Source organism: Pseudomonas sp. KB_12, assembly GCF_052114545.1.
Lineage (GTDB): Bacteria > Pseudomonadota > Gammaproteobacteria > Pseudomonadales > Pseudomonadaceae > Aquipseudomonas > Aquipseudomonas brassicacearum.
Genome location: NZ_JBFREY010000018.1, coordinates 1 through 16,184, shown reverse-complemented (window position 1 = coordinate 16,184; position 16,184 = coordinate 1). Strand labels below are relative to the sequence as shown.

13 protein-coding genes are annotated in these 16,184 nt (G+C 62.3%); 9 read left to right on the top strand and 4 right to left on the bottom strand.

What is annotated here, in order from left to right; translation table 11 throughout:
* Positions 1-6: 6 nt before the first annotated feature.
* The 4 genes from kdpB (at position 7) to AB4Z20_RS16190 (ending at position 6,422) form a co-directional block, all read left to right on the top strand.
* Positions 7-2,061 carry a potassium-transporting ATPase subunit KdpB gene (gene kdpB, locus AB4Z20_RS16205; RefSeq protein WP_442090229.1) on the top strand — a complete coding sequence of 685 codons (2,055 nt, stop codon included), beginning with the start codon at positions 7-9 and terminating at the stop codon, positions 2,059-2,061.
* Between the two features lie 225 nt (positions 2,062-2,286).
* Positions 2,287-2,832, top strand: a complete 546-nt coding sequence (gene kdpC, locus AB4Z20_RS16200) for a potassium-transporting ATPase subunit KdpC (RefSeq protein ID WP_442090228.1) — start codon at positions 2,287-2,289, stop codon at positions 2,830-2,832.
* Between the two features lie 192 nt (positions 2,833-3,024).
* Positions 3,025-5,676 (top strand): DUF4118 domain-containing protein, encoded by a 2,652-nt coding sequence (locus tag AB4Z20_RS16195; RefSeq protein WP_442090227.1) that lies wholly within the window; start codon positions 3,025-3,027, stop codon positions 5,674-5,676.
* A gap of 47 nt (positions 5,677-5,723) precedes the next feature.
* Positions 5,724-6,422: a response regulator gene (locus AB4Z20_RS16190; protein WP_253472578.1), complete on the top strand. Its 699-nt coding sequence runs from the start codon at positions 5,724-5,726 to the stop codon at positions 6,420-6,422.
* Positions 6,423-6,539: 117 nt separating this feature from the next.
* Here AB4Z20_RS16190 and AB4Z20_RS16185 read toward each other — a convergent pair whose 3' ends face one another.
* Positions 6,540-7,577, bottom strand: coding sequence for a patatin-like phospholipase family protein (locus tag AB4Z20_RS16185; RefSeq protein ID WP_253472582.1), 1,038 nt, complete (start codon positions 7,575-7,577; stop codon positions 6,540-6,542).
* A 207-nt stretch (positions 7,578-7,784) separates the two neighbouring features.
* Between AB4Z20_RS16185 and AB4Z20_RS16180 the strand changes: the two genes are divergently transcribed.
* The 3 genes from AB4Z20_RS16180 to AB4Z20_RS16170 all read left to right on the top strand — a co-directional run bounded on the left by AB4Z20_RS16180 (position 7,785) and on the right by AB4Z20_RS16170 (position 9,980).
* Complete coding sequence (locus AB4Z20_RS16180; protein ID WP_003199317.1) at positions 7,785-8,075, top strand: hypothetical protein; 291 nt, start codon at positions 7,785-7,787, stop codon at positions 8,073-8,075.
* A 105-nt stretch (positions 8,076-8,180) separates the two neighbouring features.
* The gene (locus AB4Z20_RS16175) at positions 8,181-8,942 is read left to right on the top strand and encodes a CHAD domain-containing protein (protein ID WP_258690608.1); all 762 of its coding nucleotides are present in this window, start codon (positions 8,181-8,183) and stop codon (positions 8,940-8,942) included.
* Positions 8,943-9,182: 240 nt separating this feature from the next.
* A complete protein-coding gene (locus AB4Z20_RS16170; RefSeq protein WP_046063748.1) occupies positions 9,183-9,980 on the top strand; it encodes an acyl-CoA thioesterase in 798 nt (265 codons plus the stop codon).
* Between the two features lie 11 nt (positions 9,981-9,991).
* Here the strand turns inward: AB4Z20_RS16170 and AB4Z20_RS16165 are convergent, their stop codons facing one another.
* From AB4Z20_RS16165 to AB4Z20_RS16155, 3 genes are all read right to left on the bottom strand, one after another.
* Positions 9,992-10,366, bottom strand: coding sequence for an Mpo1-like protein (locus AB4Z20_RS16165; protein ID WP_253472587.1), 375 nt, complete (start codon positions 10,364-10,366; stop codon positions 9,992-9,994).
* 229 nt (positions 10,367-10,595) lie between these two features.
* Positions 10,596-12,077, bottom strand: coding sequence for a methyl-accepting chemotaxis protein (locus tag AB4Z20_RS16160; RefSeq protein ID WP_253472590.1), 1,482 nt, complete (start codon positions 12,075-12,077; stop codon positions 10,596-10,598).
* Positions 12,078-12,323: 246 nt separating this feature from the next.
* Positions 12,324-13,130, bottom strand: coding sequence for a TatD family hydrolase (locus AB4Z20_RS16155; protein ID WP_442090226.1), 807 nt, complete (start codon positions 13,128-13,130; stop codon positions 12,324-12,326).
* A 235-nt stretch (positions 13,131-13,365) separates the two neighbouring features.
* Here AB4Z20_RS16155 and AB4Z20_RS16150 point away from each other — a divergent pair, with 235 nt between their 5' ends.
* Both AB4Z20_RS16150 and AB4Z20_RS16145 read left to right on the top strand, forming a co-directional pair.
* The gene (locus AB4Z20_RS16150; RefSeq protein WP_253472661.1) at positions 13,366-14,787 is read left to right on the top strand and encodes a transglycosylase SLT domain-containing protein; all 1,422 of its coding nucleotides are present in this window, start codon (positions 13,366-13,368) and stop codon (positions 14,785-14,787) included.
* A 100-nt stretch (positions 14,788-14,887) separates the two neighbouring features.
* Positions 14,888-15,322: a DoxX family protein gene (locus AB4Z20_RS16145; protein ID WP_253472664.1), complete on the top strand. Its 435-nt coding sequence runs from the start codon at positions 14,888-14,890 to the stop codon at positions 15,320-15,322.
* The last annotated feature ends 862 nt before the right edge of the window (positions 15,323-16,184 follow it).

The window sequence follows — 16,184 nt, the reverse complement described above, 5'->3', positions numbered from 1 at the left end:
CTGATGATGAATATGCCGATGAGCAAAACCGTCGCCGCCAAGGCGCCGGAACAACCGAAGACCCACCTGTCGGCCCTCTGGCGGCCGGCGCTGGTGCAAGCCTTCGTCAAGCTCGATCCTCGCCAGTTGCACCGCGCACCGGTGATGCTGGTGGTGGAACTGACCGCGATCCTCACCACCGTGTTGTGCTTCATCCCCGACAGTACCGTACCGACGTTCGTCGCTGCGCAAATCGCGCTGTGGCTGTGGTTCACCGTACTGTTCGCCAACTTCGCCGAAGCGTTGGCCGAAGGCCGCGGCAAGGCCCGGGCCGACAGTCTCAAGGCTGGCAGCGAAGGCCTCAACGCACGTCGCCAGACCGCCAGCGGCTTTGAAATCATCCCCGCCACCCGTCTGCGCAAAGGCGATGTGGTGCGCGTCGAGGCCGGCGACATGATCCCCGGCGACGGTGAAGTGATCGAAGGCATCGCCGCGGTCAACGAGGCGGCGATCACCGGCGAATCGGCGCCGGTCATCCGCGAGTCCGGCGGCGATCGCTCGGCCGTCACCGGCAATACGCGGCTGGTCTCCGACTGGCTGCTGATACGCATCACCAGCAATCCCGGCGAGTCCACCCTGGACCGCATGATCGCCTTGGTCGAAGGTGCCAAGCGTCAGAAAACGCCGAACGAAGTGGCGCTGGATATCCTGTTGATCGGCCTGACGCTGATCTTCCTGTTGGTGGTGGTGACGCTGCAACCGTTCGCCCATTTCGCCAACGCCAACCTGCCGCTGGTGTTTCTGGTGGCGCTGCTGGTCACCTTGATTCCCACCACCATCGGCGGGCTGCTGTCGGCCATTGGCATCGCCGGGATGGACCGGTTGGTGCGCCTGAACGTGATCGCCAAATCCGGCCGTGCGGTCGAGGCGGCGGGAGATGTGCATGTGCTGATGCTGGACAAGACCGGCACCATCACCTTTGGCAATCGTCGTTGTACAGCGGTCTATACCGCCCCTGGTGTAAGTGCCAAGGAACTGGCCGAAGGCGCGCTGTTCGCCTCGTTGGCTGACGACACCGCCGAGGGCAAGTCCATCGTCGAGTACCTGCGAGGTTTGCATCCACAGTCCGAGCCTGGCGTCGAAGCGCTGACGGCCGTGCCGTTCAGTGCTGAAACCCGTTTGTCTGGAGTCGACTATCAGGGCCGCATCTACCGTAAGGGCGCCGTGGACTCGTTGCTGGACTTCATCGGCCTTGCACGCAATGAGTTGCCGCAGGCATTGGCGCGGGAGGTCGACAAGATCGCCCAGAGTGGCGGCACGCCGCTGCTGGTGTGCATGGACGGTCGGTTGCTAGGGGCCATCCACCTCAAGGACGTGGTCAAGCCGGGCATTCGCGAGCGCTTTGCCGAGCTGCGCAAGCTGGGGATCCGCACGGTGATGGTCACCGGTGACAACCCGCTGACCGCTGCGGCGATTGCCGCCGAGGCCGGTGTCGATGACGTGCTGGCGGAGGCCACGCCGGAGAAGAAGCTGGCGCGTATCCGTCATGAGCAAAATGACGGTCGGCTGGTGGCCATGTGCGGCGACGGTGCCAACGACGCCCCGGCCCTGGCCCAGGCCGATGTCGGCATGGCGATGAACGACGGCACCCAGGCCGCGCGGGAGGCGGCCAACATGGTCGACCTCGACAGCGACCCGACCAAATTGCTCGATGTGGTGCAGATCGGCAAGGAACTGCTGGTGACCCGTGGCGCATTGACTACCTTTTCCATCGCCAACGACATCGCCAAGTATTTCGCGATCCTGCCGGCGCTGTTCGCTTCGATTTATCCACAGCTCGGCGTGTTGAATGTGATGCACCTGAGCAGCCCCCAGAGCGCGATTGTGTCGGCCATTGTCTTCAATGCCTTGATCATCGTCGTGCTGATCCCCTTGGCCCTGCGCGGTGTGCGAGTGCAAGCGGCAAGTGCGGCGGCGCTGTTGCGACGCAATCTGCTGATTTATGGCCTGGGCGGGATCGTGGTGCCGTTCGTGGGGATCAAGGCGATCGATATGTTGCTGACGGCGTTGCACCTGGTTTGAGCCTGATGCTCGATAAACCGGTTTTTGTGACAAGTGAAGGTGTTGTGACAGGAGAGGCTGTTGTGGCGAGGGAGCTTGCTCCCGCTGGGCTGCGCAGCAGCCCCAAAGAAGCTGAACGCTATCTGCCTGGCACACCGCAGTCGCTGGTTTTCAGGGCTGCTGCGCAGCCCAGCGGGAGCAAGCTCCCTCGCCACGATGAATTATTCCTGATTCGAGGATTTTGAAATGTCCACTCTGATTCGCCCGGCCTTGAGCCTGTTATTCCTGATGACGCTGATCACCGGTGTCGCGTACCCGCTGGTGGTCACCGGCGTGGCGCAAGTCGCCTTTCCCACCCAGGCCAATGGCAGCCTGATCGTCGATGCGGTTGGCAAGGTCCGTGGCTCGACGCTGATCGCCCAGGATTTCACCGGCGATGCCTGGTTTCATCCACGGCCATCGGCCGGTGCCTTCGCCACGGTCGCCAGCGGCGCCAGCAACTTCTCCCCGAGCAATCCGGCCCTGGCCTCGCGGGTGATCGATGACGCCCAAAAACTCCAGGTGCCCGGCCAGGGCCCGGTGCCGCTGGCATTGCTGACCACCTCCGCCAGTGGGCTGGATCCGCACTTGCCTCCGGCGGCGATTGCCTATCAACTGGCGCGTGTCGCCGCCGCGCGCAACCTGCCGGCCTCGACCTTGCAGCAACTGCTCGACGACAACACTGAGCAATCCTTGGTGGGCCCGCCAGTGGTGAATGTGCTGGCGCTGAACCTGGCCCTGGAAAAACTGTAAAACCTGTGGGAGCGGCGCCTGTGGGAGCAAAGCTTGCTCGCGATGAACGATTACACGGTCCATCCGTTGAACTGTGTCGCCTTGATCGCGAGCAAGCTTTGCTCCCACAGGTCCAGTTCCCATAAGCTTTGCTCCCACAGGTCCGGCTCCCCACAAGGTGTTTGATCAATATTTGAAAGAGACTTCCACGCCATGAGCGACTCCGGCCGCGCCGACGCACTGTTAGCCAATCTGCCCCGTAACGACCGTGGCCGGCTCAAGGTCTTCCTGGGCGCGGCGCCCGGTGTCGGCAAGACCTACGCCATGCTGCAAGCGGCCCACACCCAACTGCGTCAAGGCGTGAAAGTCGTCGCCGGGGTGGTGGAGACCCATGGTCGTGCCGAAACCGAAGCACTGCTCGGTGGTCTGGCACAGCAGCCGTTGGTGCGCTCGGAATATCGCGGCGTGACGCTTGAAGAAATGGACCTCGATGGCTTACTCGCGGCCCGGCCGGCCTTGGTGCTGGTGGACGAACTGGCCCACAGCAACGCCCCCGGCAGCCGTCATGCCAAACGCTGGCAAGACATCCAGGACTTGCTTGCCGCCGGTATCGATGTCTACACCACCGTCAACGTCCAGCACCTGGAAAGCCTCAACGATCAAGTGCGCGGTATCACCGGCGTGCAGGTTCGCGAGACGTTGCCGGACTGGGTCTTGCAGGAAGCCGATGAACTGCTGCTGATCGACCTGCCATCGCGCGAACTGCTGGAGCGCCTGCGTGATGGCAAAGTCTATGTGCCGGAACAGGCTCGCGCGGCGATCGATGCGTTTTTTACCCAGACCAACCTGACCGCGTTACGTGAATTGGCCATGCAGACCGCCGCCGCCCAGGTCGACAATGACTTGGCCCAGGGGTATCGACAACTAGGCCAGGCCGCTCCGGCGGTGCGTGGACGCTTGCTGGTGGGCGTGGACGGTGATGTTCAGGCCGAGCGTCTGGTGCGTCATGCCAGCCGCGTCGCCCAGCGTCGGCATCTGCCGTGGAGCCTGGTGCATGTGGACAATGGCGGCGCGCGGGACGAGTCGTCGCGCCAGTACCTGCAAAGTGCCCAGCAACTGGCTGAACGCCTCGGTGGGGAAGTGGTGCTGCTGCGGGCCGGTGAAGTCGCCAAGACCTTGATCCAGCATGCCAGCGAACGGCGCGCCACGCTGCTGCTTGTGGGGCAGTCCCGACCACGTTTGTGGCGGCGGCTGTTTGGCGGTGGCTTGGCTTCACGCTTGCTGCGCGATGCTCGGGGTCTGGAAATCAACGTGCTGGACAGCGATGAGCAACCGCGTCCCGCTCGCGAGCGTTCAAGCTCCCTCCAGACCGGGTTCGACTACGCGCTGGCGCTGGTGGCGACCGTGACGGCCAGCGCATTGGCCTGGGGCATTTCCGGGGTGCTGGCATTACCCAATATTTCCCTGGTGTTTCTGATGGCGGTGTTGCTGGTGGCGGTACGCAGCAGCCTTGGCCCGGCGCTGGCCTGCGCGGCGCTGTCGTTCCTGGCCTATGACTTCCTGTTCATCCCGCCGAATTTTTCCTTCACCATCCAGCGCGAAGAAGACGTTCTGACGCTGGTGTTTTTCCTGCTGATGGCGGCCCTGACCGGCAACCTGGCGGCCCGCCAGCGCCGACAATTGCAAGCCTTGCGCGACACCCAGCAGGAAACCGGCGAACTGCTCGACCTGTCGCGCAAACTCACTGCCGCCACCGACCGCCAGGCGGTGATCAGCGCCGCCGCGCAGCACCTCAACGGCCTGCACGACTTGCAGCTTTGCCTGCTCAATCGCGATGGCCAGAGCGATTGGACGGTCGAGACCGGCGAGCCGTTGACATTCACCGAGGCCGAGCGTGCCGCGGCCGACTGGGCCTGGCAGCACGACCAGCCCGCCGGTGCCGGCACCGGGACGTTGCCATCCGGACGCTGGTGGTGGTGGCCGCTGTCGGCGGAAGGCGGGCCACTGGGGTTGCTGGGTGTGTGCCCGAACGAAGGCAAGCCATTGAGCGGCCAGCGTCGGCGTTTGCTGGCGGCCCTCAGTCAGCCATTGGCCCAGGCGTTGGCCCGGGCGCAACTGGCCCAGGACCTGGAAGCGGCGCGCCTGCACGGTGAAACCGAGCAATTGCGCAGCGCCTTGCTGGCTTCGGTGTCCCATGACTTGCGCACGCCGCTGACGTCCATGCGCGGCAGCATCGACAGCCTGTTGGCGCTGGGGGAGGCGATCCCTCTGGCCGATCGCCGTGAACTGCTCGAAGGCACCCGCGATGAGGCTGAGCGGCTGGATCGCTACATCCAGAACCTGCTGGACATGACCCGCCTTGGCCACGGCGCCCTGAAGCTGGCGCGGGACTGGGTAGCACCGGCCGATATCGTCGGCAGCGCACTGAACCGCTTGCGGGCGGTGTTGGCGCCGCTGGCGGTCGGCGTCGAGGTGCCTGCCGACCTGCCCTTGCTGTATGTCCACGCGGCGCTGATCGAGCAGGCCCTGGTCAACGTGCTGGAAAACGCTGCGCGATTCTCGCCGGCCCACGGACGGCTGCTGCTGAGCGCGGGTACTACGGACAGCGAGGTGTTTTTTTCGGTCGCCGACGAAGGTCCCGGGATCCCTCAAGACGAGCGGGAGAAAATCTTCGATATGTTCTACACCGCTGCGCGCGGTGATCGAGGCGGGCAGGGCACAGGGCTGGGGCTGGCCATCTGCCAGGGCATGGTCGGTGCCCATGGTGGGCGAATCAGCGTCGATGACGGCCTCGATGGGCGCGGCACCTGCATTACTTTGCATCTGCCTTTGCAGACACAGCCGGGCATGGACGATGAAGCTTGAGCGGCTCTGCGGTACTCTCTTTCCACCGATTGCATTGAACGGATCCCATGAGCCAGACCGCGACCCTTTTGGTCATCGATGACGAACCGCAAATCCGCAAGTTCCTGCGCATCAGCCTGAGCTCCCAAGGCTACCGGGTGCTGGAAGCCGGCACCGGCGCTGAAGGGCTTGCCCAAGCGGCGCTGAACAAGCCCGATCTGCTGATACTCGACCTGGGCTTGCCGGACATGGACGGCCAGCAGGTGTTGCGCGAGTTTCGCCAATGGTCGACGGTGCCGGTGCTGGTGCTCTCGGTGCGGGCCAGCGAAGCGCAGAAGGTCGAGGCGCTGGACAACGGTGCCAACGATTACGTGACCAAGCCGTTCGGCATCCAGGAATTTCTCGCCCGCATCCGCGCCTTGTTGCGCCAGGCGCCGGCAGGCGAGCCACAGGAAGCCGCGCTGAAGTTCGGTCCGCTGACGGTGGACCTGGCCTATCGACGGGTGCTGCTGGACGGCACCGAAGTGGCCCTGACCCGCAAGGAGTACGCGGTACTGGCGCAACTGGCGCGCCACCCGGGGCGGGTCATCACCCAGCAGCAACTGCTCAAGGACATCTGGGGCCCGACCCACACCGAAGACAGTCACTACCTGCGGATCGTGGTCGGCCACCTGCGCCAGAAACTGGCCGACGACCCGACCCGACCTCGGTTCATTGTGACCGAGGCGGGGGTGGGGTATCGGTTGTTGGGGGAGGGTGGGCTTTAGTCTTGTGTTGTCTGGAAGGCTGCCATCGCGAGCAAGCTCGCTCCCACAGGGTTCACCGTCGATCAATGTGGGAGCGAGCTTGCTCGCGATGAGGCCCGAACAGCCACTCGAAATCTCTCAGCTCTGGTCACTCTCATACCGATCCAAGGTATCGCTGGCAATCTCCCGCCCCAACGCGATCAGCTCCGGCGCCTTGTAGAACTCGAAGAACCGGCACACCCGTTTTGGCACGTTGATCAACACATCCGGCGGGTAACCGGCAATCTTGTATTGGGCCAGCGAGGTCTGCATCACTTCGAAACTCTGGTTGATCAAATCCAGCAACGAGGCCGGGCCGACGTTGTCGATGATGAACGAACCGGTGGCGGATTTCGGTGCGCCTTCGTTCTCTGGCGCGGCGGCCGGTTGTTGGCCTTCGGGCTCGGCCGAGTCGATCCACGGGTTGATGTCCGCGGCCTCGGCCTTCAAGGCTTCCTGCTCCAGCAGCAACAGCTGCTCGGCCTGCTTGCGGCGAAATGGCAGGCGCGAACCCAGGGAGTTCACCAGGGTGTCGAAGCGGCGCCGGAACGCGGCGGGGCGCGGGATCACCGGTAACCGATATTGTTTCTGATTGGTGGCGTTGAGGTTGACCGCGATGATCAGGTCGCAGTGGCTCGACACCACTGGCACGATCGGCAATGGGTTGAGCAGGCCGCCATCCACCAACATGCGGTTGCCTTGCATCACCGGCGTGAACAGGCTGGGAATTGCCGCCGAGGCGCGCATTGCCTGATGCAGGCAACCTTCCTGGAACCAGATTTCCTGCTGGTTGGTCAGGTCGGTCGCGACGGCGGTGTAGGGGATGCGCAATTGTTCAATGTTGATTTCGCCGACGATCTTGCGGATCTGCCCGAAGACCTTTTCGCCACGGATCGCCCCCAGGCGAAAACTGACGTCTACCAGGCGCAGGACGTCCAGATAATCCAGGCTTTCGATCCAGTTGCGGTACTCCTCAAGCTTGCCCGCCGCATAGATCCCCCCCACGACCGCGCCCATGGAACAACCGGCGATGCAGGCAATGTCGTAGCCACGTCGTTCGATTTCTTCGATCACCCCGATATGGGCATAGCCCCGGGCGCCACCCGAACCCAATACCAATGCGACACGTTTTGTCATGACCCGGCCTCTTGTCGAACAGATTTCAACAATGCACCCATCGACGACTTGGCTCAATCGTTGTGGCGCACGCGTCGTTTTTTGACACGCCGTGGCGGCATTTGCGTATGCTCGGCCACACTTGAATTTACGCGGTCAAGCAAGGCACTTTTCGCCGTTGCCACCGTCTTAATAGCACGACTGTTGACCTGACTTGAGGTGTTATTGATGAAAGCCCGGATCCGCCTGCCCTTGGTGGCTTCTTTGATGGTTTTGGCCCTGGCCGGTTGCGCAGGCAAAACCGCTTACCGCGACAGTTGTGGCAGCCAGCTCGACAGCGCTTGGCATGAACTGGACCTGGCCAAGGCCGAAGGTTTTGCCGGCACCGTTAGCTACTCCAAGGCCCTGTCCCTGCTGACGGGCGCCAAGACCCAGCAGCAATTCGAAGCGTTCGAAGGCTGCGCCAAGAAAGCCGAGAAGGCGCGTTTCTACATTCGCGAGTCCCGCGCCGGACGATAAAGGCAGCGACAAGCAATCAACTGCAAGCTACAAGGGAAGGACGCAGAATCGTTTTTCACTGGTAGCTTGCGGCTTGACGCTCAGCGCTGTGTACGGAGTACGTCCATGATTGATCGGCTGGTGGCCCGGATACTGGGCCTGGAAGTCCGCCTGTTGGCCTGTCAGGCCCGCTTGAATGCCCATACCGACAGCGAAGCGCTGCATGACCTGCGAACCACGGTACGCCGTTTGCGCAGCCTGCTTCGTCCATTGCGTGGTTTGCCCGGCGTCGAACAGCTGGAAACGGCTGCTTCGGCGGTCGGCACCCTGACCACGCCCTTGCGCGACCGGGAAGTGTTGGCCGCTTACCTGGAGCAGCATGGTCAGGCCGAGGCGGCGCAGCGACGCCAGGTGCAAATGGTCGAGGCTTATCCCGCCGTGGCCGCGAGCGTTGAACTGGCGCAGTTGCTGATGATCCTCGATGCCTTCCCGCGCTTCATTCGCGCCGCCCAGCGTGAGGGGTTGCTGAAGGGCTTGCGCAAACGCATTGAAAAGCGCCTGGACAAACAGTGGAAGAAACTCGGCGAAGCCCTGCGCGATCCGGCCCATGACCGCCATCGATTGCGCCTGCTGATCAAGCGCGTGCGTTATGCCATCGAAGCCTACCCTGAACTCGACCGTCTGCCCGAAGCGGCCATGCCCCGGCTCAAATCCGCCCAGGCCGCGCTGGGCGATTGGCACGATTGCTGGCAATGGCTGGCCAGGGCCAAGGAAGAAACCGATCTGCACGCTTGCGTGCCAACCTGGCACGCCGCGATGGAAAAGGCCGAGGCCAAGTCCGACAAGGTGCTCGACAAGCTGATTGTCAGTTGCTTCGAAAAATCCTGAACCCAGCACATCCCCCTGTGGGACTCTTCCCCCCTGTGGGAGCGAGCTTGCTCGCGATAGCGGCGGGTCAGCTTGTATAAGGATTGACTGATACACCGCCATCGCGAGCAAGCTCGCTCCCACAGGGGAAATTCTAGATCCTCGGCTTTTCTGTCAGTCTCTTTGGCCGGAATGAGCCCTGTGCCGCCAGCCCGGGCTGGTTAAGATTCCTTCATCCTTTTCCCTGTTTTCGAGGTCGTCATGCGCTTTTCCGATTTGATCGATGCCGTGCGCCGGCAGCCAGGTGCGGTGAGCATCGCGCCTGAATGGGGCCAGGGGCGGGCCAGTTTTGGTGGGTTGGTGGCGGCGCTGCAATATGAGGCGATGCGTGCCCAAGTGCCGGCGGATCGCCCGGTGCGCTCGCTGGCGATCACCTTTGTCGGCCCGGTCGAACCCGACGTGCCTGTCAGTTTCGAAGTCGACGTATTGCGTGAAGGCAAGGCAGTGAGCCAGGTGTTGGGGCGCGCGGTGCAGAACGGCCAGGTGGTGACCGTGGTGCAAGGCAGTTTCGGCGCATCGCGCTCATCCGTGGTGGCGGTGCAGGCCGATCCCGCGCCAGAATTCAAAAGCGTGGAGCAATGCCAGGAGCTGCCTTACGTCAAGGGCATGACCCCGGAATTCATGCGGCACCTGGCGATGCGCTGGAGTGTTGGCGGCTTGCCGTTCAGCGGCAACAAGTCCCGCAGCATGGGCGGGTGGGTACGCTTGCGCGGTGATGTGCAGGAGGAGCCGCTGAACGAAAGTCATATCCTGGCCTTGGTGGACGCCTGGCCGCCGGCCTTGTTGCCTCACCTTTCGCAAATGGCCCCGGGCAGCACGCTCACGTGGACCATCGAGTTCGTCCAGCCGCTGCTGGAGCTCACGACACTGGACTGGTGCAAGTACCTGGCCGAGATCGAACATGCCCAGGACGGCTACGGCCATGTCGCCGCGAAGTTCTGGAGCGCCGATGGCCGCTTGATCGCCCTGAGTCGGCAGACGGTCACGATCTTTGGGTAAGGCCGCTCCGGTTAAGACTTGCGGTTGTGACGGTGGCGCTCCCGCCAGGCGCGCCACCAGCCGCCGCTGAGAAAGAACCGCGGAAAAGTCAGGAACTGTTCCACCAGCAGGCGTGACACCGCATCCTTGCGATCGCTGAACGGCTCGGAGGCTTGGGCCTCCAGGCTGTGTCCGTGACGCTGCAAGCCGAGTGCCGCGAGCAGGCCGATGATGCCGATGGCGACATCGCCCAGGCTCAAGCTGAACACCCCCGACACAATCAGCAGAAACGCGATGATGAACAGCGGCACGGCAATCAGGTGCAACACCAGGTTGGTGGGGTGCTGATGATTGTCTGGGTAGGCGCGCCATTGCCAGGCCGGAAGATTGGGGTGACGTTTGCCCATGATGCTGTTCCTCGATTCGTGTGCACTCATGCTTGAAGAATAGGTGCCGCCCAAGGCGCCTGCGAATCGAGGTTGGTTATCGGGGCGATAGCGTCTCAAAAGCTGTATTTGGGTTGACTGTTCTGGCCGCTTCGCGAGCAAGCTCGCTCCCACAGGGGGCCTGCTGGGTTCACAGCATTTGTGTCTCACTCGATCCAGTGTGGGAGCGAGCTTGCTCGCGAAGGCGCCCTCAAAGTTTCAACTGCCCAATCGCCTTGCTCAACTCGCCCGCCAACGTCGCCAGTTCATGGCTGGTGGTGGCTGAGTCGACGGTTTGGCGCACGGTGTTTTCGGTCACGTCGCGAATACTCACCACCGCCCGGTTCATTTCCTCGGCGACATGGCTTTGCTGTTCGGCCGCGACAGCGATCTGGGTGTTGCTCTCGCGCATTTGCGCCACCGCTGCGGTGATCTGTGCCAAAGCATCGCCGGCCTCGCGGGCCTGTTGCACGCAATCGTCGGCCTTGAGCGAGCTCTCCTGCATGAAGTCCACCGCGTCTCGGGTCCCGGCCTGCAGGGCCGAAACCATGGTGGTGATTTCATCCGTGGAGGTCTGTACCCGCTTGGCCAGGTTGCGCACCTCGTCGGCCACCACGGCAAAGCCTCGGCCCATTTCTCCGGCCCGTGCCGCTTCGATGGCCGCGTTCAGGGCCAGCAGATTGGTTTGTTCGGCGATGCTGTGGATCACACTGACCACGCCATTGATCTTCTGGCTGTCTTCGGCCAGGCGCTGGATCATTTCGGCGGTCTGCTGCACACCCGAAGACAACCCGGTGATCGACTGTTGCACCCGGGCGACCACTTCGTGACCGTTGCCGGCCAGGGTGTCGGCGGTTTTCGACAGATCGCGGGTGGCGCCGGCATGCTGGGCGATGTGATAAACCGTGGCGGACATTTCGTTGATCGCCGTGGCCGCCTGATCGGTTTCGCTTTGCTGGCCGAGCATGCCGTGGCGAACATCGTTCATGCTCGACGCCAGGCGCGCCGCACCACTGTCCAACTGCCGGGCGGTGCTGGCAACGGTGTCGACGACCCGTTGATAACCGGCCTGCATGGCGTTGAACGCCGCCGCCATCTGGCCCACTTCGTCCTTGCAGGCCAGGGGCACGCGGGCGGACAGGTCGCCGGTTTTTTCCACGTGCAGCATCACGTCTTTGAGCGTGTTGAGCTGGCTGAGCAAAAAACGGATCAACAGCTGCGAGGCGCCCAGCATCGCCAGCATCAACACGAACACGGCTGCGGCGTATTGGCTGAAGCGTTCACCGAACACTTGGCTCAGGCTCACACCTTGGGCCAGCACGGCGAGTTGTTGGCCATCACCTCGACGGATCACTTGGGCGCCCAGCAGCGGGTCATCGCCAAACAGCAGCCCGGTGTCGAGTTCGACCCAGCCGTTGGCCTGGGCCAGCGAAGGCAACGGTTGTTCGTTGAGAACGGGGACCTGGTCGCGCTGGAATGCCAGGAGATAGTCGACCTTGGGCAAGGGCGTTCCGGCAGGCCAGGCATCAAGCAAGTGTGCCTGGGCCTGGGCGTTCGCCTGGGCCGCGTGGTTACGCGCCTGCTGTTCGAGGTGCACCGCGTAGAGCACCAACAGCAAGGTAGTGACAAAGGCGACCGCATTGACCGCCCAGAATTTGTATTTCAGCGAGATATTGCTAAGCCAGGCACCCATGGAAGGTCTTCTCTGATAGCGGAAACAGCATTGGCAAGGTGCCATTATTCTGCCGCTACTCAGGTGACGGGATTTTGATATGGGTCAACAGACAACATCGACCCCAGGATTTGATGTGGGCCCACAGGCAACCAGATCCCCTTGTGGGAGCGAGCTTGCTCGCGATAGCGGTGTGTCAGTCAGCCTGTGTGCAAGCTGGTTCACCGCTATCGCGAGCGAGCTCGCTCCCACAGGGATTTGTAGAGGTCAGGAGAGTGTGGGCAAACCAAAAAACGCCCGGGCGCAGGCGGTGCTGTGGGCTGCCAGGTCTTCCTGGGTTTCGCCCCGGTGCAAGGCCACTTCGCGCAGGACCTCCGTCAGGTAGGCCGGTTCGTTGCGACCATTCTTGGGTTTTGGCCGCAGCGTGCGAGGCAGCAGGTACGGCGCGTCGCTTTCGAGCATCAGCCGACCGCGGGGAATTTCGCGCACCAACGGGTGCAGGTGCGTGCCCCGGCGTTCGTCACAGATCCAGCCAGTGATGCCGATGTGCAGGTCCAGGTCGAGATAACTGAACAGCGCCTTCTTTTCACCGGTAAAGCAATGCACCACGGCTGCTGGCAACTGATCGCGAAAATCCCGGAGGATGTCCAGCAAGCGCTGATCGGCATCGCGTTCATGCAGGAACACCGGCAATTGCAATTGGACCGCCAAGGCGAGGTGTTCTTCCAGGACCTTTTCCTGTTGTGGTCGGGGAGAGAAGTCTCGGTTGAAGTCCAGCCCGCATTCGCCCACCGCGCGCACGCGGCTGTGCATCAGCAGATCCTTGAGGTGCCGGGCGCTGTCAGCGGTCCAGTCGCTGGCGCTGTGAGGGTGAATGCCGGCGGTGGAAAACAGCCGCTCACTGGTGTCGTCGAGGTGTTGGCACAGTTCCAGAGCCTGTTCGCTGCCCTCGATACTGGTGCCGGTCAAGACCAGTTGGCAGACCCCGGACTCATAGGCGCGCTCGAGCACCGCTTGATGTTTGTCGGCGAAACTGGGATTGGTCAGGTTGACGCCGATATCGATGAGTTGCATGGTGCTACCTCGGCCCAAAGGCTGGAAAGCATATCAGAGCTGTAGATTTATAAGAAAAGCCAAGAACTACAACGAGTTGAGGCTGTCTGTTAAGGCCGCGAGACACATCGGGTTGGTATAAAAGCCATCACTGTGCCAGTCTTTCGCACTTTTTCAGCGCCCCAGGCGCTCTGTTTCTGTCGACTCAGCCTCGTTTTCAAGGGAGGCGGTCCGCAGTATTCCTTCCGGAGAGTGGATGACACGTCCCCAGGTATTGCTACTGTTGTGTTGTTCGCTGTTGTTGCCAATACCGGCCGAGGCGCGGCTGCCCGGGCCGGTCCAGGCGGTGGCGCCGGGCACGGTGCGCGACCTGGCGCAAATCCGCAGCAGCCGTGTGTTGAAGGTTTTGGTCAACCAGAGCCGCAACAGCTCCGGTGAAGTCCAGGGCCAACCCATTGGCGTCGAATACCATCGGCTGCGAGCCTTCGAGCAATACCTCAACGGCCACGCCCGGGATGGCCAGCAAATCACCCTCAAGATCATCCCCATGGCCAAGGATCAGCTGCTCGGCGCCTTGCAGCGCGGGGAGGGCGACCTGGTAGCGCCGGGTGAGTTGCTCGAACTGCAGGCCGGCCATGCGGTCAGCGCCAGCGATCCGATCCGTACCGACGTGCCGTTGCTGCTGGTGGGTATCAAGGGCGAGAAGCGCTACACCCGTGTGGAACAACTTTCCGGCAAGACCCTGGCCCTGCCCAACGGCAGCGCTGCGGGGGACGCGGTGAACCAGATCAACCAGAAACTGGCGCTGCTCAAACTGCCGCCGGTGAAGGTCGAATGGGTCGATCCCACCTTGGCTGTGGAGGATGTCCTGGAAATGGTCCAGGGTGGGATTTTCCATTTGACCATCGTCGAGCAGCCCATCGCCGAGCGCTGGAGCAAGATCCTGCCCAAGTTGCGCTTCGACCGTCAGGTGCTGATCGGCGAGCCGAGTGACGAGTATTGGTTCGTTCGCCGTGACGCCGCCATGCTGCGGGCGAGCATCGACCGATTCCTGGCGACCTACAAGGTGCCCGCCAACGAGGACGCGGCATTCCTGCGCATTTACCGTCGTTTGTACCAGGTCCACTATCCGCTGGCCCGGGCTGATCGCCAGCGTCTGGAAAAACTGCGCCCGGTGCTGCAAAAACATGCCGATGCCCAAGGCATGGACTGGCTCAACCTGGCGGCCCTGGCCTTCAAGGAATCAGCCCTGCAACCTAACGCCCGCAGCGGCACAGGCCCTACTGGCCTGATGCAGATCACCCCATCGGCGGCTCAGCGGGTCGGCGTCGATAACATCCAGAACCTGGACGCCAATGTGCAGGCTGGCGCCAAGTACCTGGCCCTCATCCGCCGCAAGTTCTTTGCCAGCCCCAAGCTCAACGAGCGCGAGCGCATGGCCTTCGTCCTGGCCGCCTACAACATGGGTCCTGAGCGCGTCCAAGGCATGCGAGCCGAGGCCCGACGGCGGGGACTGAACCCCAACCAGTGGTTTTTCCAGGTCGAGCGCATTGCCATGGAACAGGTGGGAATGGGCGCCGTCAGCTACGTTAATAGTGTCAACAAGTACTACTTGGCGTTTGATCGTGAGCGAGAGTCGCTGGAACTTGGAGATCAAAAGGTCGCCCAGCGGAAATAATCGATAAATTCGATTTGTATCTCGCATTTTTTGCGCTTTTGGTACAAGTTTTTTTGATTAATATAGCGACCAACAACCACATACCTAGGGATGAACCCGCATGAGCTCGTTGATCAATAAAGTCTTGTTTACCCGCGCTGGCTACGGCCTGACTGTCCTGCGCATCGCCGTTGGTGTCATATTCGCTGCCCACGGCTCGCAGAAACTCTTTGGCCTGTTCGGTGGCTACGGCCTGGCAGGCACGGCGCAGTGGATGGAGAGCATCGGCCTGACCCCGGGCTACGTGATGGCGACATTGGCGGGCGGTACCGAGTTTTTCGCCGGGCTGGCGCTGATCATCGGCCTGCTGGCGCGTCCTGCGGCACTGGGCCTGGCCTTCCTGTCGCTGGTGGCGATTTTCTCCGTGCACATCGGTAACGGCTTGTTCATGGCCAACAACGGTTATGAGTTTGCCCTGGCGTTGCTGGCGGGCAGTGTTGCCGTGCTGATCGAAGGTGCGGGCAAGCTGTCGGTCGATCGCGCCATCGCGGGTTAATTGCTCGATTTGAACCCGTCTTGTACGTGATGCTGTTCACTTCGGAAAAACGGTGCTTCTTTCAGAAATGGGAAGCGCCGTTTTTTTTGGTTTTGTTGCTTTGGTGTGTATATCCGTTATTTAGGTAACGGCTGCTTATGGTTCCGCTCTTACAGCGGGTCACTTTTGAGAAGCCCGGGAGCCGGCCCAGTCAAAAGTAACCAAAACACTTCTGCCCCACCACTTGGCACCTCGCCTAGGCTCGGTGTGCCCTCACTCCGGCATTGCTCCGTGGGCCCGCCGCGAAGGGCCATCCATGGCCCAGCGCGGCTATCCCGGCATCCATGCCGGGATGTCCACTCCACAATGCCTGCGTTCGGCCAGCGTGGTTAACGGGGCGCCGAGATCAACGTCCACCGCGAGGCGGCCTTAGAGCCGACCTGATTTAGGGTGATCGCGTTTCTCCTGTGGGAGCGAGCTTGCTCGCGAAGGCGGTGGGTCAGTTTGCGATGATGTTGGATGTGCCGGCCTCATCGCGAGCAGGCTCGCTCCCACATGGGGTTGTGAGCGTTCACAACATTTGCGCACGATACAAAAACTTGTGGGAGCGAGCTTGCTCGCGATAGCGGTGGCTCAGCCACATGGACCCGGCATGTGTCCCGCTCTTGCTCTTGCTCTTGCTCTTGCTCTTGCTCTTGCTCTTGCTTTAGATCTTGATCTGGGGCGCCCCGTTAACCACGCTGGCCGAACGCAGGCATTGCGCAGTGGGCACCTCGGCATGGATGCCGAGGTAGCCGCGCTGGGCCATGGATGGCCCTTCGCGGCGGCCCACGGAGCAATGCCGGAGTGAGGGCACACCGAGCCTAGGCGAGGTGCCGAGTTG

Coding starts and splice junctions, on each gene's coding strand:
- kdpB (WP_442090229.1), top strand. CDS start 7: ATGAATATGCCGATGAGCAAAACCGTCGCCGCCAAGGCGCCGGAACAA.
- kdpC (WP_442090228.1), top strand. CDS start 2,287: ATGTCCACTCTGATTCGCCCGGCCTTGAGCCTGTTATTCCTGATGACG.
- AB4Z20_RS16195 (WP_442090227.1), top strand. CDS start 3,025: ATGAGCGACTCCGGCCGCGCCGACGCACTGTTAGCCAATCTGCCCCGT.
- AB4Z20_RS16190 (WP_253472578.1), top strand. CDS start 5,724: ATGAGCCAGACCGCGACCCTTTTGGTCATCGATGACGAACCGCAAATC.
- AB4Z20_RS16185 (WP_253472582.1), bottom strand. CDS start 7,577: ATGACAAAACGTGTCGCATTGGTATTGGGTTCGGGTGGCGCCCGGGGC.
- AB4Z20_RS16180 (WP_003199317.1), top strand. CDS start 7,785: ATGAAAGCCCGGATCCGCCTGCCCTTGGTGGCTTCTTTGATGGTTTTG.
- AB4Z20_RS16175 (WP_258690608.1), top strand. CDS start 8,181: ATGATTGATCGGCTGGTGGCCCGGATACTGGGCCTGGAAGTCCGCCTG.
- AB4Z20_RS16170 (WP_046063748.1), top strand. CDS start 9,183: ATGCGCTTTTCCGATTTGATCGATGCCGTGCGCCGGCAGCCAGGTGCG.
- AB4Z20_RS16165 (WP_253472587.1), bottom strand. CDS start 10,366: ATGGGCAAACGTCACCCCAATCTTCCGGCCTGGCAATGGCGCGCCTAC.
- AB4Z20_RS16160 (WP_253472590.1), bottom strand. CDS start 12,077: ATGGGTGCCTGGCTTAGCAATATCTCGCTGAAATACAAATTCTGGGCG.
- AB4Z20_RS16155 (WP_442090226.1), bottom strand. CDS start 13,130: ATGCAACTCATCGATATCGGCGTCAACCTGACCAATCCCAGTTTCGCC.
- AB4Z20_RS16150 (WP_253472661.1), top strand. CDS start 13,366: ATGACACGTCCCCAGGTATTGCTACTGTTGTGTTGTTCGCTGTTGTTG.
- AB4Z20_RS16145 (WP_253472664.1), top strand. CDS start 14,888: ATGAGCTCGTTGATCAATAAAGTCTTGTTTACCCGCGCTGGCTACGGC.